The 21,627-nt window shown below is 55.8% G+C and carries 24 protein-coding genes and 1 tRNA gene; 12 read left to right on the top strand and 13 right to left on the bottom strand.

Annotated elements, in window-relative coordinates:
* The 6 genes from GOB83_RS15280 to GOB83_RS11255 form a co-directional block, all read right to left on the bottom strand.
* Positions 1–228: phage tail tip lysozyme (locus GOB83_RS15280; RefSeq protein ID WP_408737442.1), on the bottom strand; the 228-nt coding region annotated here is incomplete at its 3' end.
* A complete protein-coding gene (locus GOB83_RS11275) occupies positions 189–353 on the bottom strand; it encodes an Arm DNA-binding domain-containing protein (protein ID WP_242005836.1) in 165 nt (54 codons plus the stop codon). The genes GOB83_RS11275 and GOB83_RS15280, both read right to left, overlap by 40 nt.
* A gap of 161 nt (positions 354–514) precedes the next feature.
* Positions 515–605: transfer RNA gene (locus tag GOB83_RS11270), tRNA-Ser, on the bottom strand.
* A gap of 72 nt (positions 606–677) precedes the next feature.
* Positions 678–1,322 carry a phosphoribosylanthranilate isomerase gene (locus GOB83_RS11265; RefSeq protein WP_165926110.1) on the bottom strand — a complete coding sequence of 215 codons (645 nt, stop codon included), beginning with the start codon at positions 1,320–1,322 and terminating at the stop codon, positions 678–680.
* A gap of 2 nt (positions 1,323–1,324) precedes the next feature.
* Entirely contained in the window at positions 1,325–2,038 is a 714-nt protein-coding gene (gene pyrF, locus GOB83_RS11260) for an orotidine-5'-phosphate decarboxylase (protein ID WP_086645732.1), read from the bottom strand.
* Positions 2,031–2,396, bottom strand: a complete 366-nt coding sequence (locus GOB83_RS11255; RefSeq protein ID WP_095350308.1) for a lipopolysaccharide assembly protein LapA domain-containing protein — start codon at positions 2,394–2,396, stop codon at positions 2,031–2,033. Before GOB83_RS11255 ends, pyrF begins: the two co-directional genes overlap by 8 nt.
* 222 nt (positions 2,397–2,618) lie before the next feature.
* Here GOB83_RS11255 and pdxA point away from each other — a divergent pair, with 222 nt between their 5' ends.
* From pdxA to GOB83_RS11220, 7 genes are all read left to right on the top strand, one after another.
* Positions 2,619–3,590, top strand: a complete 972-nt coding sequence (gene pdxA / locus GOB83_RS11250; RefSeq protein ID WP_165926121.1) for a 4-hydroxythreonine-4-phosphate dehydrogenase PdxA — start codon at positions 2,619–2,621, stop codon at positions 3,588–3,590.
* Entirely contained in the window at positions 3,587–4,309 is a 723-nt protein-coding gene (locus tag GOB83_RS11245; protein ID WP_165926109.1) for a pyridoxine 5'-phosphate synthase, read from the top strand. Before pdxA ends, GOB83_RS11245 begins: the two co-directional genes overlap by 4 nt.
* Complete coding sequence (locus tag GOB83_RS11240; RefSeq protein WP_165926108.1) at positions 4,310–4,642, top strand: hypothetical protein; 333 nt, start codon at positions 4,310–4,312, stop codon at positions 4,640–4,642.
* A 7-nt stretch (positions 4,643–4,649) separates the two neighbouring features.
* Complete coding sequence (locus tag GOB83_RS11235; protein ID WP_165926107.1) at positions 4,650–5,828, top strand: anhydro-N-acetylmuramic acid kinase; 1,179 nt, start codon at positions 4,650–4,652, stop codon at positions 5,826–5,828.
* 17 nt (positions 5,829–5,845) lie between these two features.
* On the top strand, positions 5,846–6,337 hold the full coding sequence (locus GOB83_RS11230) for a hypothetical protein (RefSeq protein WP_086645727.1): 492 nt from the start codon (positions 5,846–5,848) through the stop codon (positions 6,335–6,337).
* 179 nt (positions 6,338–6,516) lie between these two features.
* Positions 6,517–6,696, top strand: a complete 180-nt coding sequence (locus GOB83_RS11225; protein WP_086645726.1) for a DUF3311 domain-containing protein — start codon at positions 6,517–6,519, stop codon at positions 6,694–6,696.
* A complete protein-coding gene (locus GOB83_RS11220) occupies positions 6,693–8,165 on the top strand; it encodes a sodium:solute symporter family protein (protein ID WP_165926106.1) in 1,473 nt (490 codons plus the stop codon). Before GOB83_RS11225 ends, GOB83_RS11220 begins: the two co-directional genes overlap by 4 nt.
* A gap of 84 nt (positions 8,166–8,249) precedes the next feature.
* On the opposite strand, the gene GOB83_RS11215 is transcribed toward GOB83_RS11220, so the two are convergent.
* The gene (locus GOB83_RS11215) at positions 8,250–8,633 is read right to left on the bottom strand and encodes a hypothetical protein (RefSeq protein WP_086645724.1); all 384 of its coding nucleotides are present in this window, start codon (positions 8,631–8,633) and stop codon (positions 8,250–8,252) included.
* Positions 8,634–8,747: 114 nt separating this feature from the next.
* On the opposite strand from GOB83_RS11215, the gene alkB reads away from it, so the two are divergent.
* The 3 genes from alkB to GOB83_RS11200 all read left to right on the top strand — a co-directional run bounded on the left by alkB (position 8,748) and on the right by GOB83_RS11200 (position 13,205).
* Positions 8,748–9,428, top strand: coding sequence for a DNA oxidative demethylase AlkB (alkB, locus tag GOB83_RS11210; protein ID WP_194301381.1), 681 nt, complete (start codon positions 8,748–8,750; stop codon positions 9,426–9,428).
* Positions 9,429–9,457: 29 nt separating this feature from the next.
* Complete coding sequence (locus GOB83_RS11205) at positions 9,458–10,639, top strand: serine hydrolase domain-containing protein (RefSeq protein WP_165926105.1); 1,182 nt, start codon at positions 9,458–9,460, stop codon at positions 10,637–10,639.
* A gap of 181 nt (positions 10,640–10,820) precedes the next feature.
* Positions 10,821–13,205 carry a TonB-dependent siderophore receptor gene (locus GOB83_RS11200; RefSeq protein WP_165926104.1) on the top strand — a complete coding sequence of 795 codons (2,385 nt, stop codon included), beginning with the start codon at positions 10,821–10,823 and terminating at the stop codon, positions 13,203–13,205.
* A 130-nt stretch (positions 13,206–13,335) separates the two neighbouring features.
* Here the strand turns inward: GOB83_RS11200 and GOB83_RS11195 are convergent, their stop codons facing one another.
* From GOB83_RS11195 to GOB83_RS11170, 6 genes are all read right to left on the bottom strand, one after another.
* Positions 13,336–13,704 carry a helix-turn-helix domain-containing protein gene (locus tag GOB83_RS11195; protein ID WP_095350300.1) on the bottom strand — a complete coding sequence of 123 codons (369 nt, stop codon included), beginning with the start codon at positions 13,702–13,704 and terminating at the stop codon, positions 13,336–13,338.
* Positions 13,705–14,189: 485 nt separating this feature from the next.
* Positions 14,190–14,861 (bottom strand): methionine ABC transporter permease, encoded by a 672-nt coding sequence (locus tag GOB83_RS11190; protein WP_165926103.1) that lies wholly within the window; start codon positions 14,859–14,861, stop codon positions 14,190–14,192.
* Positions 14,842–15,822 (bottom strand): methionine ABC transporter ATP-binding protein, encoded by a 981-nt coding sequence (locus GOB83_RS11185; protein WP_165926102.1) that lies wholly within the window; start codon positions 15,820–15,822, stop codon positions 14,842–14,844. The genes GOB83_RS11190 and GOB83_RS11185 overlap by 20 nt, the downstream gene beginning before the upstream one ends.
* A complete protein-coding gene (locus tag GOB83_RS11180; protein WP_165926101.1) occupies positions 15,819–16,634 on the bottom strand; it encodes a MetQ/NlpA family ABC transporter substrate-binding protein in 816 nt (271 codons plus the stop codon). Before GOB83_RS11180 ends, GOB83_RS11185 begins: the two co-directional genes overlap by 4 nt.
* Positions 16,635–16,813: 179 nt before the next feature.
* On the bottom strand, positions 16,814–18,238 hold the full coding sequence (locus tag GOB83_RS11175) for an FAD-binding oxidoreductase (protein ID WP_165926100.1): 1,425 nt from the start codon (positions 18,236–18,238) through the stop codon (positions 16,814–16,816).
* Between the two features lie 30 nt (positions 18,239–18,268).
* On the bottom strand, positions 18,269–19,738 hold the full coding sequence (locus GOB83_RS11170; protein WP_194301380.1) for a mannose-1-phosphate guanylyltransferase/mannose-6-phosphate isomerase: 1,470 nt from the start codon (positions 19,736–19,738) through the stop codon (positions 18,269–18,271).
* A gap of 420 nt (positions 19,739–20,158) precedes the next feature.
* Between GOB83_RS11170 and GOB83_RS11165 the strand changes: the two genes are divergently transcribed.
* Together GOB83_RS11165 and GOB83_RS11160 are read left to right on the top strand one after the other, a co-directional pair.
* A complete protein-coding gene (locus tag GOB83_RS11165; protein WP_206752415.1) occupies positions 20,159–20,614 on the top strand; it encodes a dihydroneopterin aldolase in 456 nt (151 codons plus the stop codon).
* Positions 20,592–21,377 carry an SDR family oxidoreductase gene (locus GOB83_RS11160; RefSeq protein ID WP_165926098.1) on the top strand — a complete coding sequence of 262 codons (786 nt, stop codon included), beginning with the start codon at positions 20,592–20,594 and terminating at the stop codon, positions 21,375–21,377. The genes GOB83_RS11165 and GOB83_RS11160 overlap by 23 nt, the downstream gene beginning before the upstream one ends.
* The last annotated feature ends 250 nt before the right edge of the window (positions 21,378–21,627 follow it).

Here is a 21,627-nt window from a genome sequence, read left to right as displayed (position 1 = left end):
CTGTGATGCTGTTCTGGCATGACGGATTTCATCGCCCCCCAGATAACTCTGGTGGTCGAGTTCCCACTGCATGAACTTAAGCTGATCTTCCCGGCTTGAACCGTGAATATCGCGCCCCATAATGCGCTTGAAGTCGTCCTGTCTGTCCTTGTGCCACTGGGCGATCCCGTAAGCGGTTCCATTGTCCCCTAAGGTCCAAAAGTCAGAGTTTGCTCTTTTCCGGCGGATCTGTAGCGCATACGCCAGAATTTCTTACCGGTTGGCATGACATGAACGAACAACCCCTCGCTATCAGCGAGACGGTAGGCTTTGTCCTTGGCCTTTGCTGTTTTGACCCCGGTATCTGTCAGCATGCTTTTCGTTACCCACACACAGGAAAATTTTACCCACTCGTTACCCACAAAGCGTTGAGCTTGTATGAAACAAAATGAGAACACGTGAGAAAACAAAAAACGCAAAAAGCCCTGAAGATCAAGGCTTTTGATAGCTTATGAGAATTTCTGAGAATTGGTTTTGGCGGAGAGAGAGGGATTCGAACCCTCGGTACGCTATTAACGTACACACGCTTTCCAAGCGTGCGCCTTAAGCCGCTCGGCCATCTCTCCAGCGCGAGGACGGTAATAGCAAGATTATCGGAACAGGCAAGAGGGAAAAAGTCCTCCTGCTCTGTTTTTTCCTTAATTCCTGTCCGCCTGCCGTGCATTGCGCACAAATTGCGCAATCAAAGCCGGGTCCTTAATGCCCGGAGCACTCTCCACCCCTGACGAAACATCCACATCAGGAGCACCTGTAATACGGATCGCTTCTGCCACGTTATCGACCCTGAGTCCTCCGGCGAGCATCCACGGGAATAAAGGCTTCCAGCCTGCCAGCATGGACCAGTCCAGCATCTGGGCGTTTCCACCGGGGCGGGTTGCCTCCTTGGGAGGACGCGGTTCTATGAGCATTTTCTGGACAGGACAGGATGCTGGCAGGTCCGCAGCACCCGCAACCGGGAACGAAAGCCAGACAGGTACGCCGAATGCGTGCGCCACCTGCTGCGCACGCTCCTCTGAAGCATAAATCTGCAGGACATCGAGAGCTGCATGCTCAAGCACCCGCGCAATATCCTCATCCCGTGGGTGCACAAACAGGCCAACAGTTTTGGCCTGCCCCACGCCACGGGTGGCAAGGCTTGCGGCCTGCTGCGGCGTTACACAACGTGGGGAGCGATCAAAAAAAACAAAGCCAATCCAGTCTGCCCCATGTTCCACGCAGGCATCAAACCCCGCTTCCTCCGTAAGGCCGCAGATTTTAACACCTGTGTGTAAACGCCCGGGCATGTTCAGCTTTCCAGTTCCGCCATAATGGCAGCAGCCGCAGCAGCAGGCTGTGCAGCCTGCGTTATGGGGCGGCCCACCACAATCCAGTCTGCACCGGCATCCCGCGCCTGAGCGGGGGTCATGACCCGCTTCTGGTCACCTTTTGCTGCACCAGCGGGACGGATGCCGGGCGTCACAATAACCGGGGCACTCCCCAGATCATCACGCAGCACATCCAGCTCATGCGCGGAACAGACAAGGCCATCCATACCGGACTCAACAGCCAGCTTGGCCAAGCGGCGCACCTGTGCCCGCGCGCCATCCATAACCCCGGTTTCCGCCAGTCCCTGATCATCCAGACTGGTCAGAACCGTAACACCCAGTAGCAGAGGCCGCTGCCCTTGGGGAAAAGCTTCATCACAGGCCGTGCGGGCAGCTTCCATCATGGCCCGACCGCCAGAAGCGTGGAGGGTAAGCATACGTGGCCGCAGGTGAGACAGGGAGCGCACCGCTGCACCAACCGTATTGGGAATATCGTGCAGCTTCAGGTCCAGAAACAGCGGTGACCCACCGGCAACATCTGCCACAGCCTGAAAGCCGGCAGCGTAAGTAAACTCAAGCCCCAGTTTGATGATGCCGGACACGGGCGCTACATCCTGCACCCATTGGCGCGCCTGAGCAGGGTCCTGCGTATCCAGAGAAACAATAAGGCCGGTGCGCCGGGGTGTATTAGACATTGGAGTGCTCTTCGCTCCCTGCAGGGTTAAGCTGTGGTGTAACAACAGGCTGCACATCAGGGACAGGCACAACGGGAGGCGCACGGTTAGCCAGCATGGCCCGCACCTGTGCCAGTTGTGCCTCCAGGTCCCGGACCTGCTGTTCGGCCTTGCGCGCCCTGCGCCCCTGCCGGAACTCGACCACCCACAGGCAGAACGCTCCAAGCAGAAAAGCCAGAGCCCCCACACTCAGTGCAAGCACACCCAGCGAGCACTTCCAGCTATATGTGAGCATCCACATATCCAGCGGGTCCTGATTACTGGCACTGAACACAACAAGTGCAAGCAGGAACGGTACAACAATTATGAGCCTGATCATGATGATGTGGTAGCCCTATCCTACGCAAAGAACAAGAATGGCAGACAAACCAGCCGCAAGACAGCCTGTACCACCCTACCACGGTCTTTTACCCGCGTGTTGGCATAAACACATATCCCGCCCGGCCAAACACTCTCCCCCTTTACGCAAGAGCCTTTCTGCGTTTCTCTGCCAGAGGTTCAGGCAAAGACAGCAACAATGACGGATAAGGAAGACACAGCCATGCTGGTTCTGACGCAGGGTGACCCGGCCAGTATTGCGCCCGAAATTACCGCCGCGGTCTGGCAGGCCCTCCGCCAGAGCGGGCCTGCTTTTGTGTATGTGGGCGATCCCTCCCTGCTGGAGCGGCGCGTGCCGGTACAGACCATTCGTTACCTGTCTGATGGCGCAGATGTATTTGGCCACGCCCTGCCGGTGCTGCCCCTGCATCTGGCAACGCCCCCCGCACCGGGGGAACCGGACCGCCGCAATGCCGCCAGTGTTCTTGAGAGCATTCGCCTTGCCACGGAACTCACTCTGAGCGGGGAGGCCTCGGCCATGATCACCAACCCGATCAGCAAGGAAGTTGTGCAAGGATCAGGCTTCCGGCACCCTGGGCATACGAGCTATCTGGCAGAACTCTGCCAGACACCGGGGGATGAGGTCATGCTTCTGGCTGGTCCTTCGCTCAAGGTCGTGCCCATTACCGTGCATGTGGCACTGCGGGATGCCATTGCCCAGCTTTCCACCGAACTGATCATCCGCACGGCCCGCACGGTTGCTGCCGGTCTGCAACGTGACTTTGGTCTGCCCCACCCCAGACTTGCCTTTGCGGGCCTGAACCCCCATGCAGGCGAACACGGGCTAATGGGGCATGAGGAACAGGAGATTATTCTCCCCGCCATAAATACCCTGCGCAATGAAGGGCTGCACGTAAGCGGCCCCCTGCCGCCGGATACCATGTTCACCCCCCATGCCCGCGCGCAATACGATGTTGCCTTGTGCATGTACCATGATCAGGGACTGATCCCGCTCAAGACACTGGATATGGCCGAAGGCGTAAACGTAACCCTTGGCCTGCCCATTATCCGCACATCGCCAGACCACGGGACGGCATTTGACATAGCAGGCCAGAACAAGGCAGACCCACGCAGCCTGGCGGCGGCCATAAAGCTGGCCGCAACACTGGCCGCGAACAGAAGGAAAAATGCATGAGACCGGCCATCAGGCTTGGCGTCAACATTGACCATGTTGCCACCGTCCGTAATGCCCGTGGGGGCCAGCACCCCGACCCCGTAGCCGCTGCCCTGCTGGCCGTGCAGTCCGGAGCAGATGGCATAACAGCCCACCTGCGCGAAGACCGCCGCCATATCCGTGATACAGACCTTGAGCGCCTGCGCACCGAGGTAGACGCCCCCCTGAACATGGAAATGGCCGCAACGCAGGAAATGCTCGGCATTGCCCAGAACCTGCGCCCCCATGCCTGCTGCCTTGTGCCCGAACGCCGCGAGGAGCTGACAACCGAAGGCGGGCTGGACGCCGCTGGCCAGTCCTTGGTGCTGACACCCAAGGTCCATGCACTCAAGGGCTGGGGGATCCGGGTGTCACTGTTCATAGACCCCGACCCCGCACAGATTGCTGCGGCAGCCGCCACAGGCGCGCAGGTAGTAGAACTGCATACCGGCGCTTATGCACAGGGTCGGGCGGGAGAACTTGAACGCCTGCAACACGCCGCCGCACAGGCAGCCAGTCTTGGGTTGGAAGTGCATGCAGGCCACGGCCTGACTTACGAGAATGTCGGCCCTGTTGCCGCCCTTACCCCTGTGCGGGAACTGAATATCGGCCATTTTCTGATCGGTCAGGCCATTTTTGACGGGCTGCCAACGGTTATCCAGACCATGCGCACCCATATAGACAAAGCAGCAGGACACTAAATGGAAGAGCAGGACTACAAGACGCCAAAAGCGCTCATGGCTGCGGTTGTGGGCATGGGGGTGCTGATTATTGTCGGTGTGGTTGTTCTGGTAGGCGTGGTCATCCACCGCATGAATGCCCCCCACCAGCCTGCCCGTGCCAGTGCCATCCCGCTAACGGACGCCCGCAACGCCCACCTTGCCCTTGGGCCGGACGAGCACATGCTGGCCATAACCCGCGTGCATGATGACCTGCTGGCCATCCAGATTGCGAGCAAGGAGCACGAGCGGATCATGCTGTGGAATGTAGCTACCGGGCAGGTTCAGCCCGGGCTGGAAACCACACAGCCCTGATGCGCTAATGCCTGCGCCCCCTCCCCCGTTTACGCCGGATGGCAGCCTGAACGCACTGGGCCTGATGAGCGGCACATCGCTCGACGGGGTGGATGCAGCCCTCATCCGCACGGATGGCCTATCCGTTACCGCCCATGGCCCATCGCTGACGTTGCCCTACCCCGCGCATATACGCCAGAATCTGCGCGACCTGCTTGATAGTGCACCGACCCTTGCCCCCGATAGTGCCGCACTCAAGGAAGCAGAACATGCCCTGACACTGGTGCATGTTCAGGCCGTGCAACGCCTGCGCGCGCTTGCCCCGGACTGGGCGGTGGATGTTGTGGGCTTTCATGGCCAGACCATTCTGCACCAGCCCGGCCGCACATGGCAGATCGGGGATGCCGCCTGCCTCTCTGCCCAGACTGACCTGCCCGTGGTGCATGATTTTAGAAGCGCTGATGTTGCCGCAGGGGGAGAAGGGGCCCCTCTGGTCCCGCTTTACCACGCGGCCCTGCTCCGTAACCGACCTTACCCTGTTGCAGCGCTCAATATCGGTGGCGTTGCCAACCTGACCCTTGTTACCCACGATGGGCACATTCTTGCGTGTGATACCGGACCGGGGAACGCCCTGCTGGATGACTGGGCCTACCAGCACACCGGCATACCGTGCGACACCAATGGCCAACTGGCGCTCCTGGGTACCGCCGACCTTGCTCTGGTGGACCGCCTCCTTGCGCATCCCTTTTTCCATAAACCTGCCCCCAAATCGCTCGACCGGATGAGCTTCCATTCCGCTCTGGCGCAGGTCGGGGCACTGGGTGCGGCGGATGGTGCGGCAACGCTTACCGCTTTTACTGCGCAGAGCATCGCCCGCACCCTGCTACCAGAACAGCCAAAGGAATGGTTTGTCTGCGGGGGAGGCAGGCACAACCCGGCCCTTATGGCAGCACTGGCCCAAGCCCTGCCCGGCACCCTGCACCCGGCAGAACAGCTTGGCTGGAACGGAGATGCACTGGAAGCCGAATGTTTTGGCTTTCTGGCGGTGCGCAGCCTTGCGGGGTTGCCTCTTTCCCTCCCCACCACAACGGGTGTACCGTTGCCCCAGACAGGTGGGCGGCTGACCTGCATGAGCATTACGCCATGGGGGCGTCGGCTCTGGCCGGATGCACACACGACCAGCCCTCCCCCACCCCATTCAGACTGACAGGAAAGACCTTCTTGATGAAACGTTTTTTCGCGCTTTGCATTCTTTTGCCCAGCCTGGGTTCCGTGGCCGTGCACCACACTGCCGCAGCTCAGACCATGCTGGATAACAGCGCCCAAAAAGCATCACCTTTTGTCAAGGAAACGCTCAAATCGCTGACAACGCGTTTTCCCAGCGCGCACCCCAAGTTCCGCAAGCTGAGCGTACATACCAACAGCGACAAGAAACAGGTTGTCTGCGGGCAGGTCAGCCTGAGCGAAAACAAGGCTCCCGCTGAAGACAGTTTTCTGTCCTTTGGTGCATCGGAGGATTCGGAACAGCCGGTTGTATACGAGGCCCGGCCCATTCCCAGCACACTGGACTCGCGCGAGGCCAACCAGTGGATCAACCATGGTGCTGATCTGGAAGAACTGGAGGAGCTTGGCTGCGTGCCAGAAGGCAGCTACCGCCAGTACGGCGACAGCCTGAACAAGGTGTTGCAGGAACACAAGATCAACACCACACGCTAACCGCTTCTGCCCCTGCTTATGACGTTCGCGTTATAACAGGGGCATACCTGATGCGCAAAAAACACAATTCTGATTATACTCGCCTGAAATCGCTTCAGGCGTAATTGACATAAGCCGGTTTCCATCGGCATGGTCAGCCGGTTGCGAACAAAAATAACAAAATAAGCCGGTCTCACGAAATGAAATATCTTAATTACCTCCTTCTGCTACCCTTTTTGGGTTTGCTCTGGACGCCGCTGTATGATCGGCACGACCCGGTCCTGCTCGGGTTTCCCTTCTTTTACTGGTACCAGTTCGCCTGGGTTCCGGTGACATCCGTCCTGATCTGGGTGGTCTGGAAAAAGGGTAACCGCGCATGAGCACGATCAATCCGTGGGCGCTTGGCGTCTTTATCCTGTTCTTTGCCGCAACCATTGTGATCGGGTCTTCCATCCAGTGGATACGCGGGCTGTTCAGCAAAAAAAACACGGCCACCTCGCATGAAGAATGGTCGCTGGGCGGGCGTGGGTTTGGCCCCTGGGTTACATGGTTTCTGGTCGGTGGGGATTTTTACACGGCCTATACCGTTATTGCCGTGCCGGCACTGGTTTACGCCGCAGGCGCTTACGGTTTTTTTGCGCTGCCCTACACCATTATCGTGTACCCGTTCATTTTTATCGTCATGCCCCAACTGTGGAAAATCGCGCGTGAAGGCGGGCATGCCACGGCGGCCGATATTGTGCGTGCCCGCTTTGACAGCCGCGCGCTGGAAGTTGTGGTTGCACTGACCGGGCTTGTTGCCGTCATGCCCTATATTGCCCTGCAGCTTATTGGGATCCGCACCGTTATTCAGGCACTCGGGCTGCCGGGGGACCTGCCCCTGATTATCGCCTTCCTGTCCTTGGCGGCTTATACGTGGCTGGGTGGGCTGCATGCCCCGGCCCTGACCGCGTTTATCAAGGACATCATGATCTATATTGCCGTGCTTGTGGCAGTTACGGTCATTCCGCTGCACACCGGCGGGTATGGAGCACTTTTTACCTCGGTTGAACATGCGCAGAACATGCTCAAACCCGGACAGGGCCTGCCTTATGCAACGCTTGCCCTTTCCTCCGCACTGGCAGCCTTTTTGTACCCGCACACGCTTACGGGTATTCTGGCATCCCGCTCGGCGGACACCATCCGCCAGAACGCGGTCTTCCTGCCCATTTACACCATTGTGCTGGGCCTGATTGCCATGCTGGGCTTTATGGCGCATGCCGCTGGGATTATCACAACCAATAACTCCATGGTTGTGCCCATGCTGTTCCAGAAAGTGTTTCCTGCATGGTTTGCGGGCTTCTGCCTGGCAGCCATTGCTGTTGGCGCACTTGTACCCGCAGCCGTTATGGCTATTGGGGCTGCCAACCTTGTCACCAGCAACCTGCTCCCTACACAGAAAAACCCTGTGCGTACCAGCCGCCTGACCTCGCTTGTGGTCAAGCTGGGCGCTCTGGTGTGCGTGCTGTTTTTGAATGCACAGTTCGCCATTGACTTCCAGCTCCTTGGCGGCGTGTTCATTCTGCAGACCTTTCCCGCACTTATTCTGGGTCTGCTCAAAATACGCTTTTCCGCCACGGCCATGCTGGCAGGCTGGCTGATTGGCACCGTGTTTGGGGTCAGCCTGTGCTGGATGGATGGGCTTAAGCCTATTCACCCGGTTAACTTTGGCCTGTTCTCGGGCAATGTTTCCACGGGTCTGCTGGCCCTTGGGGTCAATGTGATTATTGTTGTTGTGGTTTCGGCTCTCTATCCAGCCAAAAAGACAACCATCGTGGCAGAACACGACAATGTGGAAGAACCGGCCTAAACACCGGTCCACACGCTACACAGCAAAAAGGGATGCTCCCAGCAGGGCGCATCCCTTTTTTGTGGCTATACAACTGGCGCGGCCTTACAGGCTTAGCAGAATAGCCGGAGCGGCTTTTCCTCCACCGGGCTGAAAAGTCCTTACCTGCTCACGCACGACGTCATATAAATCTATGCCGCACCGGCGGGCAGGTTCGGCCATCTGCTCATAAATCTCTTCCAGCAGATAGGTTTTCTGGGCATCACCGCTCAAAAGCAGGGGGGACCGCCGGTTACTCTGGCACAGGTTTAAAAAGGAGCGTAACGCGGCCTCGCCCTGCGGTTCCAGCCCGGCAACCGTGCTTGCAAAAAAGTCCACTTCGGCGTTCAGCCCCACAAACACCCCCCGAAAAACCGAGCGTGGCACCTGGTAGCTGATCAGGGCAGGAATACCACCAATAAGCATAATATCCTGTGCGGAAGGGGGCATGGGGGCTGTCTGGCTCCTTGCAAGCGGGGGCAGTGTTTGGCAATGCTGATAGCATTCTTCTGTCCTGTGCCAAAGAGTGTGCGGGGTCGCAAACGGTTTTCATCAGGAGCCGCCATGACACACCCCCAGCCCCCCGCCAGACAACTGGACCTCCTGCTGCCAGACAACCGCCCCGCGCGCGAGGTGCTGGAGCCCGGTGCCCTGCTGCTGCGCCAGTTTGCCACATCCTCAGCCACCATTTATTTACAGGCTTTGCAGGCAGTGGCCGAACTGGCACCTTTCCGCCACATGCACACCCCCGGTGGGGGCACCATGTCCGCCGCCATGACCAGTTGCGGAGCACTGGGCTGGGTCAGCTCCGCGCAGGGCTACGCTTACACGCCTGTGGACCCGCTAAGCCAGCAGCCATGGCCTGCTATGCCTGCCAGCCTTTTTGCCCTTGCACGCAACGCCGCGCAAACAGCCGGGTACCCCGGTTTTACCCCCAATGCCTGCCTGCTCAACTGTTATCAGGATGGTGCCCATATGGGACTGCATCAGGACAGGGATGAAGGAGATATGACGCAGCCCGTTGTTTCACTCTCGCTCGGGCGAACCGGTCTTTTTATGTGGGGTGGACCAAACCGGCGTGACAGGGTGCGCACCTTTGCGCTGGACCATGGGGATGTACTGGTCTGGGGCGGACCCGCACGCCTGCACTACCACGGCATTAAAGGGCTTGCCCCTGCCCCACACCCGGTAACGGGGCTGACGCGCTATAACATCACCTTCCGCCATGTTGCGGCCCCTTCCTGATCCTTTATTCTGGCCCGGAGCTATTCAACATGCCCTTGCGCACTCTACTGACCCGCCGCAAAGCCCTGCATGCTGGGCTGGTACAGACCACTTGCCTTGCGGGCCTGTGCCCCCCGGCTTATGCCCAGCAAACTCAGCCTGCCCCGTTTGCCCCGGTGGAAGAGATTTTCCGCAAGGCCATACAGAATGGCAAAATGCCCGGAGCCGTTGCCGCCATAGGCCATGAAGGCCGCATGGTATGGCGCGGTGTTTTTGGCCAGCGCAGCCTGCTCCCCCCAGCAGAAGCTATGACATGGGATACCATTTTTGACATGGCCTCCCTGACCAAGGTTCTGATAACAGCACCTTCCATCATGCAGTTTTATGAGCGCGGCCTTATCGCGCTGGATACACCGGCCTGCCATTACCTTCCCGCATTCGCGGCTAATGGCAAGCAGGACATTACCATCCGCCAGCTTCTCACACACTATTCCGGCCTTGCGCCGGATCTGGACCTGAACTTTGCATGGCAGGGCAAGCAGACAGGGGTGCGGATGCTCATGAACAGCGTCCCCCAAACCCCGCCGGGCGAACAGTTTGTTTACAGTGACCTTAATTTTATAACGCTGGGCCTGATTGTGGAGCGCTTATCCGGCCAGCCCCTTGCCACGTATGCCATGGAGTATATTCTCAAACCCCTTGGTTTACACAATTCTTTTTTTCTTCCTGCATCGTCATACCAGAACACTATCGCGCCCACACAGTATGATGAAAACGGGCATATGCTACGCGGGGTTGTGCACGACCCAACAACCCGGCGTATGGGCGGGGTGGCAGGGCACGCGGGACTATTTTCCTGCGCGCAGGATACAGTCGCTTACGCACAGGCCCTGTTGAACAAACTGGCCGGCCTGCCCTCGGCTTTTCCTCTGCGGGCAGAAACCCTGTACCTTATGTCCACCCCCCAGCAGCCCGCAGGCAAAACCAACCTGCGCGGGTTGGGGTGGGATATAGCAACCCACTACTCCACGGCCCGTGGGGCTTACTTTCCTTCCTCCTCTTTTGGCCATACCGGTTTTACCGGCACGTCCCTCTGGCTGGTGCCCAATACCCGTAGCTTTGTGATGATTCTGACAAACCGCGTACACCCGCAAGGGCAAGGCAATGTGGTGGCCCTGCGCAGGGATGTGGCAACTGCTGCGGCATTGGCTTTGCGCGCGTTCGGGCCTTAAAAACCCGGTTTATCGCCATTTATCATGGCATACAGAGCTGGTGTGTTATTCCTGCATCACTTCATGGTTATATTCGTTCATATATAGGTTTATGTGTGACCGTATATAGACAAGCCCCCGACTCACCCGGCAAAACAGGCATCAATTTTATACCCCTCCTTACCCCGGATGAGCCTGATCCATGCACGCACGTTTCCATACATTTTTCGCCACCGGAACATTTAGCGCGTTGTTGCTAACTACGTCCGCGCTGGCCGCAGAGCCTGTGGCACCAGAGCAACAGAACACCACCGGCAAGCAGACTTCCATCAAGGCATCCGCCTCCACCCCCCCAAAAACCGCAGCACCCAAAACAGCCAAAACCATGGCCCCCATTGCCGGGATTCTGGATGGCTCGAACGGTGAAACCGTAAACGTGCATGGCCACCACGCCGCAGACGGCACCAGCGCCAAATACATGAACAAGATTGTCTATCTTGGTCCGCTGGGAAACCGGGATACACTGGATACGCCTTACTCCGTTATGGGGGTGCCGCATGACGTTGTGGTTAACCAGCAGATCCGCAACATTAATGACATGGCGCAGTATCTGCCCTCTGTTCAGCTTGAAATTCGCGGGGACCCCAATACCTCCCGCCCGCAGTCGCGCGGGTTTGAGGCCGATGTGTGGTCCAACTCCCGCCTGGACGGGTTGAACGTGGTTTCCACCACCCCTTATGCAGGGGAATGGGTGGATAACCTGCAGGTTCTCAATGGCCTGTCCGGTGCAATGTATGGTCCCCAGAACCCTGCCGGTATGTTTGAATACACGCTCAAACGCCCCACAGACCGACGGACCGAACGCCTGTCCGTTGGTGTGGATTCCATCGGCACACCTACGGTTAACGGTGATATTTCGGGCCGGGTTGGCAAAAATGGCTGGTTTGGTTACCGGCTGAACATGCTGCACGCCAATGGCACGGCCTACACACAGGGCAGCTGGATCCGGCGTGAGATGGTCAGTGCTGATTTTGACATCCATCTGGATGAAAAAACGGTTATTGAGCTTGATGCCAGCCATTACACGTTTGTAGAACGCGGGACCGCCCCGGGCTTTGCCGTGCAGGAAACGCCTACAAAAGCGATTCCGTCCTATGTCAGCTCCCTCCCCACTGCTCCGGACCTGAGCAAGCCCTATCTGGGGCAGGACTGGAGCGGCTACAATATGGAAACCAATACGTTTCTGGCCAAGATCAAGCATGAGATCAACAAAGACTGGAGCTTTACACTCGGCGGATTGTACCAAGACGCCGCCCGCCAGTCTTTTGCCTCAAACGATACGCTTATCAATAACACCGGGGGGTACACCCAGACGGTCACGGCTGCTGCAACAGCTAATGATTTCCGTACCGGCAGTAACATGGCCTACTTCAACGGGCGTGTTTACACCGGCCCCGTCAAGCATGATCTGGTAATTGGTACAAATGGCTACATGTCAGGGACCTATAACCCGACCACCCCTGGCACCGCGGTCAGCACGGTAACAGCCGCCGACCACGCCAGCATCTACAACCCCATCAAGGTCAACGGCAAACAGCCTTACTACCATGGCCGCTGGGAATCAGGGCGCATTACCACACAGTCTTTTATTATTGGGGATACCCTGACCTTTAACAAACACTGGTCAATTCTGGGCACACTGGGCTGGAGCTGGATAGACCAGAGAGGCCCCAAGAGCAAAGTCGTGCCCAGTCCTTTGGAAAAATCCGTTCAGGCCAGTGCTGCTTTTAGCCCGACGGTTAGCCTGCTCTATAAACCCACCGATAACCAGACCCTGTACTTCACGTATGCCCGCTCGGTTGAACCGGGTGCGGTGGCCAATGCCTCCAACTCCAACGCGTATCAGACACAGCCTTTGATCCGCCCGGAAGAATATGAAGTCGGCTATAAACTCCGTTACGGGAAAATGCAGTTTAACGTTGCAGGTTTCCGCATGACATCAAAATACGCAGCAAGCTACTGCCCCAACGGTTCCACCTGCACCAACCCCGTGAGCGGAGCGCAGCTGCCGCTGGAATATGGTTATGTTGGAACACAGCGTAACTACGGTGTGGAAGCCCAGATTTCTGGCGAAGTATTGCCCAACCTGTCCGTTCTGGCTGGTGTCACCTGGCTGGATGCCGAGCTTATTAACAGCAAGGAAAGCAAATATAATAATAAGGAAATTATTGGGGCAGCTCCGCTACAGGCCAACATGCTGCTGGACTACCGACTGCCTGCCTCGCTTGGTTCCTTTGCTTCTGGCTGGGCGTTCAATGCCAATGTGCATTACATGGGCAACCGTGCAGCAAACCTGACAAATACGCTCCATACAGGATCCTACACCACGCTGGATCTGGGCACGCGTTATGCCTTTAACGTCGTCAAGTTCCCCTGGGTTGTACGCTTTGGGGTGAGCAACGCGACAAATGAGCGCTATTGGGCATCGGTTTTTGCAGGCTCCCCCGGTGCAGTGTCCAATACACCTGAGACACTCTATGCCGGCCTGCCCCGCATCTACCACTTCACTCTTTCCATGGAATTCTAAGCGGTTCAGGGTTGGGTAGGTTTTCCCCTACTCAACCCCGTTTGCAGGCAGCCCGTTTACGTGCGAACCCTGCAACGCATGCACAACGGTAAGAACGTTTACCTTTGGCAGCCAGACTGCCTAAAAACGATTACCCTTCCAGATTAACCGTTTTTGCCTGCCGTTCCATCCACTTCTGGGCGGAAACTTTGCGGGACGCATCGAGCATCCGGTAAAGGGAAACCATATCCCGCTCATCGGGCGAGACGATCAGATCAATATCTTCCTGCACGTAGCCTGTCAGAAACACTTCTGGTTCCACGTGCAACAATGCCGCCAGTTTGGGAATATGCTTGCGCGCACTTCCCTCACGCCCTGTTTCCCAGAATGCTATGGCGGGGCGGGAAACGCCGAGTGCATCGGCAACCTGCTGCTGTGTAAGGCCGGCAGTTTTGCGAAGGATTTTGATTCTCTGGCCAAGTTCAACACCCGGCGAGATAACATTGTCCCGTTGAGCCATCTTAATTCCTCCATTTTACCACGCCGTGGCAGAATGCTTTTGCCGGAAAAATTCGCACCATATTTAAAATTGCACAGAGTGCGCGCTGCTCTGCCTCAAATCATATCCATGAGAAAAGCAGGTAACCAATAAAGTGGTGCATACCTGTTATAGTCATAACACAGGATCAAACATGTGCAACAAATTACGGGGCGTTAATTTTTCAAAGCTCTATTTTGTGGTCACATTCCTGTGTGAGCGAGATTTATTTTGGCGCTCAAAATAATAAAATAAGTGTTATTTTTTGCTTTATTCAGTGATGTGCGCAGGAAGAATAAAATATGGCACACAGGTTTGCAGCCTTGAAGCGGCCACAGCACCTGCATGACTTATGCTTTAAAAATAACATCTTCGCTGCCTGCTCCACATAGCTCGACCCGTGCAGTGACTCGGCTGAATCCCTACTGCACTGCCCCCATATGCGAGCGTTAGGTAGTGCTGCCCTTTTACTCTGCCCGCCCCGGGTTTGTATGACGCAAGGAGTGTGCAAGAAAATTACCCACGCCCTGCAAGGCCATAACCAGAGCGATTAGAACAGCCACCACCCCGAACATGACCGTGGTGTTGAAGCGCTGATACCCATAGCGGATTGCCAGATCACCCAGCCCACCTGCGCCTATGGCCCCTGCCATGGCAGATGCGCCCACAAGCGTTACCAGCGTAACCGTAAAGCCCGAGATCAGCCCCGGCAGACTTTCTGGCAGCAGCACATAGCGTACCACCATCCACCGAGTGCCCCCCATGGCCCGTACGGCATCGACCAGCCCGGTATCCACCTCCCGCAAAGATACTTCGGCAATACGGGCAAAATAAGGAATGGCCGCTATGGACAAAGGTACAATAGCAGCCGTTGTACCCAATGCCGTGCCAACCACCATGCGCGTGAAGGGAATAAGCAGCACAAGCAAAATAATAAACGGTACGGCCCGCACCGCATCCACGACCCCACCCACCAAGCGGGATAACAGCGGCAGAGGATACAGCCCCGAAGAGGAGGTAAGAACAAGCAGCACAGCCAGCGGCAGGCCGCCAGCAACCGCCAGCGCTCCGGAGGCCAGAACCATTTCCAGTGTTTCAGCCGTAGCGCGCCAGAGCAGATCAAGAATGAGCCGGGACATATCCAATTACCTCGGCTGCACAGGCATGCGCCTGAAGAGCGTTCATGGTTGCGACGGAAAGACCATCTGTTTGCACCACCACATCCACCAGTTCCTCCCTTTCCGGGTTGGGGAGGGTGTGCAGCAGGGCAAAACTGGCCTGACACTGTTGTTCCAGCGTGTGGAGCAAAGGGGTAAACACTGCCTGTGTGGCCACGGTCAAGCGCACAATGGCGTGGCTGCCATCCTGCGGGGTCTGGCTGAGATTAGGCGGTAGAACAGCGGCCAACTGGTTAGCATCCAGAATATCGGCCGGTTTGCCACGGCTCACAATGCGCCCTTTTTCCAGCACAAGCACCTGCTGCGCCAAACTGCGCACGACATCCATCTCATGCGTGATAAAAACAACGGTCAGGCCCAGCACACGGTTAATATCGGCCAGAAGCGCCAGAATTGTCTGGGTTGTCTCCGGGTCCAGCGCCGAGGTTGCTTCATCACACAGCAACAGGGCCGGGTGGGCAGCCAGTGCCCGTGCAATGCCAATACGCTGCTTTTGCCCGCCAGAAAGCATAGCCGGATATTTGCCCGCGTGGTCCGCCAGACCAACAAGGTCCAGCAGTTCCATCACACGTTTGTTGCGCTCGGCCTTGGGTATACCGGCAATTTGCAACGGCAGGGCCACATTGGCCGCAATGGTGCGCGAGTTGAGCAGGTTGAAGTGCTGAAAAACCAGCCCGATCCTGCGCCGTAGCAGAACAAGCTTTGCCTCAGGCAGGATAGCCATATCCTCCCCTTCCAGCAGTATTCTGCCAGACTGGGGGCGGTCCAGACCGCTCAGGCACCGTAAAAGCGTGGATTTACCTGCCCCTGAGCGGCCAATAATACCCAGCCGCTGCCCCTTGGGCACCGTAAACGAAATATCGTGCAGGGCAGGCTGGCCGCCAAAGGAACGGTTAAGGCGTTCGACTTCTAACAGGTTCATGGCCAGGATGGCAGCACAGCGCCATGAAACGCCTTGTCCAGAGCCTGCCGCACATTGGGCTGCTGATAAGCGTGCACCAGCTTGGCAACCCACGGAGCAGATTTATCGGCTTCGTTCACGGCTATAATGCAGATATACGGGTTATTATCGGCTGTTTCCTGCGCAATGCGTGTTTTTTCAATGTCCACGCCAACCTTTTTGGCCCAGTCCGTATTGATTACCGCGCCATCCAGATCGGTCAGGGCACGCCCCACCACACCGGCATCAAGCTCGCGGATACTGATGTTATGGGGGTTTTCCGTAATATCGAGCGCTGTTGGGGTATTCCCTGCATCCGCCGCGAGTTTGATCAACCCCAGTTTTTGCAGCAGAAGCAGGGCGCGCCCTTCGTTTGTCGGGTCATTGGGTACGCCAATCACAGCCTTGTCTGGCAGGTCGGCAACAGATTTCCAGCGTGTTGAGTAAAGCCCGATCGGTGCCACGTAAGTATGCCCAACCGACACAATGCCATACCCCTTGGCCTTGTTCTGGGCATCCAGAAAAGGAGTATGCTGGAAGGCGTTGGCTTCCAGCTCATGCTCTGCCAGCGCCTCGTTCGGAGCGTTGTAATCTGAAAAAGTAACCAGCTTGAGTTCCAGCCCATCCCGGGCGGCATTGGCCGCCACCACCGGCCACACGTCCTCATCTTCCCCTGCCATAATGCCTACGCGCAGGACCTGTGGCGCGGCATATGCGGTCTGGCCCGCCAGAGCACATGCCAACGCCATGCTCCCAGCCAGTACAGCCCGACGGGAAAGAAGGAAAGAAACCATCGCTGACAAACCCCGCTATAAGGAATGGGAAGAGACAACACAATAAATCACTATCAGTTTTGCTTGAACAAAATATAGCACCCGATTGTCAAGTTTATTTGTAGTGTCCCACCCCCATGATCCGCAAAGGTAATACGGTTTTTACCCGGAAGCACTCCGCATAGACCTTTGCAAGCCCGTTACCCGATATAAGCCAGCCCTTCCGGCAAAAGCTTGCCGGGGTTGAGAATATTCCGTGGGTCCAGAGCAACTTTTAATGTTCGCATCACCTCAAGGGATTGCGCGCCATGTTCTCGTTCCAAAAACTCCAGCTTGCCAACCCCTACGCCGTGCTCTCCACTGCATGAGCCATCAAGTGCCAGTGCGCGCGCAACAATTTTGCGGTCAAGCTCCAGAGCCTTTGCACTCCCTTCAGGCGTATCTTCCGTCATGATCAGTGTATGAAAATTACCATCCCCAACATGGCCAAGAATGGCAACCTGTAACCCGGATGCTTCAATATCGGCCTTAACCCCCACAATAAGGGGAGCGAGCTGAGAAATAGGCACGATGCAATCCGTGCTGATCACCCTAAAGCCCGGATAAAGTGCCTTAACGGCCCAGAAAGCGTTATGCCGCGCCTTCCACAACCGGGCCCGTTCATCGGGTGTGTCTGCCCAGGCAAAGCCAAGGCCGTTATTGTCCCCGGCCAGAGCTTCGGTCACCTCCACCTGCTCCCGCACGGAAGCGGGGGCACCGGCAAATTCAAAAAACAGGGTAGTAATCGGCCGCAGTTCATCCAGCCCGGAATAGCGGATGCTGGCCGCCATCTGCACATCGTCCATCAGTTCCACGCGCGCAATTGGCACCCCGGCCTGAATCACTTCCACCGCCGTACGGACCGCATCTTCCAGATTTTCAAACTGGCAGATCGCAGCCGAAAGCTGCTCGGGAATACCATGCAGACGCAACTGGACTTCCGTAATAATGCCCAAAGTCCCTTCCGACCCGATGAACAGGGAGGTCAGATCATACCCGGTGGAGGATTTTCTTACCCGTCCACCAGTTTTTATGACCTCTCCATTTGCCATAACCACTGTCAGGCCAAGCACGTTTTCTTTCATTGTGCCGTAATGCACTGCTGCGGTGCCCGAAGCACGGGTTGCACACATACCCCCTAGCGTGGCCTCACCACCCGGGTCCACGGGGAAGAAGAGTCCCGTATCACGCAAACGGATATTGAGCTCCTGCCGGGTCAAGCCTGCCTGCACGCGGCAGTCCATATCCTCCGCATTCACCTGCAGAACCCCGGTCATTCTGGACAGGTCGAGGCTCACTGCATGTTCAGGCGGCGTAACATGCCCTTCCACCGATGTACCAGCCCCAAAGGCCACAACAGGCACATAGGCCCCGTGGCATATGCCCAGAACGGTCGAGACATCTTCCGTTGTTTCGGCAAACACAACCGCTGCGGGCAGACGCGCCAGTTCCAGCGCTTCGCCATGGCTGTGCGCTTCACACACAGACTGGTTGGTGGAGACCTTGTCCCCCAGATAATCCTTCAATTGCGCCAAAACAGCAGAAACACGCGCCGCTGCATGGGGAATAAAAGAAACGTTAGGCATTTTTTCTTCCCCAGTCTTTACTGAAAAAATCTACTTAGTCCGGCTATAGATATCATCAAAACGCACAATGTCATCCTCACCCAGATACGAACCGGACTGAACCTCGATCAGGGTAACAGGCATGCGGCCGGGATTTTCAAGCCTGTGCAGACTGCCCAGTGGCAGATAGATGCTCTCGTTCTCCCGCACAATCACCTGCTCCACACCACGCGTGACAAGGGCTGTGCCTTCCACAACCACCCAGTGTTCAGCCCGATGATAATGTTTTTGCAACGAGAGCTTCTGCCCCGGCTGGACGACAATTTTTTTGACCTGAAAACGATGCCCTGCTGTCAAAGCCTCATAATGCCCCCAGGGCCGATAGGTCAGGCGATGCGTGTCCGCTTCGGGCATATTGTTTTTTTTCAGGTTTTGCACAAGGGTTTTAACATCCTGTGCCCGGTCCTTACTGGCAACCAGCACCGCATCCTGTGTTGCCACAACCACCAGATTATCCACGCCCAGAACTGCCGCCAGCAAACCATCGGTACGCACGTAAGACTGGCCTACATCTTCTAGCAGCACGTTGCCATGTGTCACATTGCCCTGGGCGTCCTTGTGCCCCAATTCCCACAAGGCGTCCCAACTCCCCACATCCGACCAGCCGAAACTGCCGGGCACAACGGCTGCCTTATCCGTGCGTTCTGCCACGGCATAATCAACCGAAATATCGGGAGAGCGGGAAAAACTGTCCGGGTCCAGTCTTTCAAAATCCATATCTGTCTTACGTTTTTGCACGGCCTCTTCAACACAGGCATACAGGTTAGGTTCGTAACGCTGCATCTCGGCCAGAAAAGTCGCGGCACGGACAACAAACATGCCCGAATTCCACAAATACCCCCCCTGCTCCAGAAAAGCGGTTGCCTTGCCTTTGTCCGGTTTTTCCACAAACTGGGTGACGGAATAAACTTCGGGCATGCCCGCAAGAGCGGCACCTTGCTCAATATACCCGTAGCCTGTTTCCGGCCGGGTCGCGGCCATGCCAAAGGTGACCACATAGCCTGCTTTGGCTGCCGTTACGGCATGTTCAAGAGCAACATGCAGTTTGTGTACATCCTGAATAGCAGCATCCGCAGCCATGACCCACAACACGGCATCGGGGTTACGTTCGGCCACAACAAATGCGGCGGCGGCAATGGCCGGGGCCGAATTACGGCCAACGGGCTCCAGAATAATCCGGGCATCGTGAATACCTACACCGCGAAGCTGCTCGGCAATAACAAAGCGGTGCTCGGCATTACAGACAACAACCGGGGCCACCACCCCTTTGGCCTGCCCCCGCAAAGCCGTATCCTGCAAAAGTGTAAAGTCGGTTAACAAGGACCAGAACTGCTTGGGAAAGCTCCCGCGCGAGACGGGCCACAACCTGCTCCCAGCCCCACCAGACAGAATAACCGGCACAATATCGGGCATGCCCTCCTGCTCCGGGCTACCACCGGTTCCATCTTTGTCACCAACCATGCTCGTACCCCCAAGCCTTACGGCGCGCTATAGCCCTCCTTCTTTCCGTAATACAGGCATACGACCATGACAATCATTCCTGATCCTCTCCTAGTGAGAAGGAAAAAATATTTTTCCTCTACATTGAAAAATAACTTTTATCTTCTCATAAACTCTATTTTGTTTATATATAATTTTATTTGCATAATTCAGAGAAATTGACATTTTTATTTCAACATCACCAAATAACTGAATTGAAATATCATACCAAACCATTACCACTGACGCAGCGGGAGCCAAAAAAGACAATAACTCAAACAAGTTCCAAGCATCAGCACTCGGACATTCCCCTTGCCGAGATCGAGGATTTTTTTATACTCAAAAATCTTATATTTTATTATTTACCAACAAAGGATGTTTGGTGAGATGATTAGGGACAACATGCCATCACCTAATGCTGCATCACCTTTAGGCACCAGACCATACCTCAAGTCAGTCTTACGAAATGTCATTGTGAATGCGCAGGTTGGTTTGCACCCATGGGAACTCTACCCGGAAAGACCGACACGACTTTGCGTTAATGTTGAAATGTTTGCATGGTTGCACGGCGCAAAAGCCCACGACAAAGACCTTTACATTGATTACGATCCAGTCCGCAATGCCATCATCACATGGCCAGAACGGCCACATACCCCCCTGCTGGAAACCCTTGCCAGAGAACTGGTTGAAGTTTGTTTTGCTAACCCATTAGTAGATGCAATCCGTATCTCCATCACCAAACTTGATATCTTTAACGAAGCAGACGGAGCTGGTATTGAGATTTGTGGTGAACGCTCTGAGCTACTGCCCGCAGGTAATGTAAACAGGAAAAACTATGACCAGTCGCGATCAGAATAACAATGCCCGGGTTGCTCTTGTAACAGGGGGAGCAAAGCGCATCGGAGCTGTTCTTTCGCGGGATCTTGCCCGGAACGGCTGGAAAGTTGCCATTCAGTATAATCACTCCGAACAGGAAGCTCTTGAACTTGTAAACTCTCTAACCTCCATGGGTTACGAGTGCTTTGCTGTTCATGCCGATTTTAATAATCGCGAAGATGTTCAAAAACTTATTCCGGCAGTTGTCGAGCGTTATGGTGCCATAGACGTTCTTGTTAACAATGCTTCTAATTTTGAATACGATAATATTGATTCACTTACTTACGATTCATTTGACAAGCATATGGAACCCAACCTCACGGCACCCCTTTTCCTATCAAGGGATTTTGCGCGTGCACCGGGGAATATTGATGACCGCTGCATCGTAAATATTCTGGATCATAAGGTTAAAAGCCTTAACCCCGATTTTCTTTCCTACACAATCAGCAAAGCGGCACTGCTGTGCGTGACACAGGTCCTGTCCATGGCATTCAAATCCAAGATCCGGGTCAACGCCATTGCCCCCGGCCTGACCTTGAGAAGCGGCAAGCAGACAGACGAGGGCTTTGAGCGTGCCTGGCGTGCCACCCCGCTCGGTCGCAGTTCCACCCCGGAAGAAATTTCTGCATGCCTGAGTTTAATTCTGTCGGCCGCATCCATGGTTGGGCAGGTCATCTACCTTGATGGGGGAGAAAGCCTTATCAACCGTGTAAGAGACATAGCTTTTGATACAACGGTAGTTTGAGTAATAATTTTTATAAATTTCAGTCTTACAAAACATGAAGTGGGGCGCATAAGTGGAACTGCTGCAATCAGTTAAGACACTTAGCGTTCCCTTCCGGAATATAATACCAATTCTTTACAGCAATAGAATACCTTGAAAAGGTCCATTCAATCAGGGAAAATACGAAATAAATATTCCCACAACGTATACCATTGATGCCCCGCACGATAGCGATCATTGTTATAGGCACTATGACCGCGTAGAAATATTA

It is taken from the genome of Acetobacter fabarum (assembly GCF_011516925.1).
GTDB classification, from domain to species: domain Bacteria; phylum Pseudomonadota; class Alphaproteobacteria; order Acetobacterales; family Acetobacteraceae; genus Acetobacter; species Acetobacter fabarum.
The sequence above is the reverse complement of the archived record's forward strand: the minus strand, read 5'-3'. Positions and strand labels throughout refer to the sequence as shown.

What these genes read in the sequence shown, in the direction of transcription:
- GOB83_RS11185 (WP_165926102.1), bottom strand. Translation starts at nt 15,822, where the DNA reads ATGAACCTGTTAGAAGTCGAACGCCTTAACCGTTCCTTTGGCGGCCAG.
- GOB83_RS11255 (WP_095350308.1), bottom strand. Translation starts at nt 2,396, where the DNA reads ATGATCAGGCTCATAATTGTTGTACCGTTCCTGCTTGCACTTGTTGTG.
- GOB83_RS11230 (WP_086645727.1), top strand. Translation starts at nt 5,846, where the DNA reads ATGAAACGTTTTTTCGCGCTTTGCATTCTTTTGCCCAGCCTGGGTTCC.
- GOB83_RS11245 (WP_165926109.1), top strand. Translation starts at nt 3,587, where the DNA reads ATGAGACCGGCCATCAGGCTTGGCGTCAACATTGACCATGTTGCCACC.
- pdxA (WP_165926121.1), top strand. Translation starts at nt 2,619, where the DNA reads ATGCTGGTTCTGACGCAGGGTGACCCGGCCAGTATTGCGCCCGAAATT.
- GOB83_RS11180 (WP_165926101.1), bottom strand. Translation starts at nt 16,634, where the DNA reads ATGGTTTCTTTCCTTCTTTCCCGTCGGGCTGTACTGGCTGGGAGCATG.
- GOB83_RS11275 (WP_242005836.1), bottom strand. Translation starts at nt 353, where the DNA reads ATGCTGACAGATACCGGGGTCAAAACAGCAAAGGCCAAGGACAAAGCC.
- GOB83_RS11170 (WP_194301380.1), bottom strand. Translation starts at nt 19,738, where the DNA reads ATGGTTGGTGACAAAGATGGAACCGGTGGTAGCCCGGAGCAGGAGGGC.
- GOB83_RS11220 (WP_165926106.1), top strand. Translation starts at nt 6,693, where the DNA reads ATGAGCACGATCAATCCGTGGGCGCTTGGCGTCTTTATCCTGTTCTTT.
- GOB83_RS11225 (WP_086645726.1), top strand. Translation starts at nt 6,517, where the DNA reads ATGAAATATCTTAATTACCTCCTTCTGCTACCCTTTTTGGGTTTGCTC.
- GOB83_RS11240 (WP_165926108.1), top strand. Translation starts at nt 4,310, where the DNA reads ATGGAAGAGCAGGACTACAAGACGCCAAAAGCGCTCATGGCTGCGGTT.
- GOB83_RS11160 (WP_165926098.1), top strand. Translation starts at nt 20,592, where the DNA reads ATGACCAGTCGCGATCAGAATAACAATGCCCGGGTTGCTCTTGTAACA.
- GOB83_RS11165 (WP_206752415.1), top strand. Translation starts at nt 20,159, where the DNA reads ATGCCATCACCTAATGCTGCATCACCTTTAGGCACCAGACCATACCTC.
- GOB83_RS11205 (WP_165926105.1), top strand. Translation starts at nt 9,458, where the DNA reads ATGCCCTTGCGCACTCTACTGACCCGCCGCAAAGCCCTGCATGCTGGG.
- GOB83_RS11175 (WP_165926100.1), bottom strand. Translation starts at nt 18,238, where the DNA reads ATGCCTAACGTTTCTTTTATTCCCCATGCAGCGGCGCGTGTTTCTGCT.
- GOB83_RS11200 (WP_165926104.1), top strand. Translation starts at nt 10,821, where the DNA reads ATGCACGCACGTTTCCATACATTTTTCGCCACCGGAACATTTAGCGCG.
- alkB (WP_194301381.1), top strand. Translation starts at nt 8,748, where the DNA reads ATGACACACCCCCAGCCCCCCGCCAGACAACTGGACCTCCTGCTGCCA.
- GOB83_RS11265 (WP_165926110.1), bottom strand. Translation starts at nt 1,322, where the DNA reads ATGCCCGGGCGTTTACACACAGGTGTTAAAATCTGCGGCCTTACGGAG.
- pyrF (WP_086645732.1), bottom strand. Translation starts at nt 2,038, where the DNA reads ATGTCTAATACACCCCGGCGCACCGGCCTTATTGTTTCTCTGGATACG.
- GOB83_RS11235 (WP_165926107.1), top strand. Translation starts at nt 4,650, where the DNA reads ATGCCTGCGCCCCCTCCCCCGTTTACGCCGGATGGCAGCCTGAACGCA.
- GOB83_RS11195 (WP_095350300.1), bottom strand. Translation starts at nt 13,704, where the DNA reads ATGGCTCAACGGGACAATGTTATCTCGCCGGGTGTTGAACTTGGCCAG.
- GOB83_RS11215 (WP_086645724.1), bottom strand. Translation starts at nt 8,633, where the DNA reads ATGCCCCCTTCCGCACAGGATATTATGCTTATTGGTGGTATTCCTGCC.
- GOB83_RS11190 (WP_165926103.1), bottom strand. Translation starts at nt 14,861, where the DNA reads ATGTCCCGGCTCATTCTTGATCTGCTCTGGCGCGCTACGGCTGAAACA.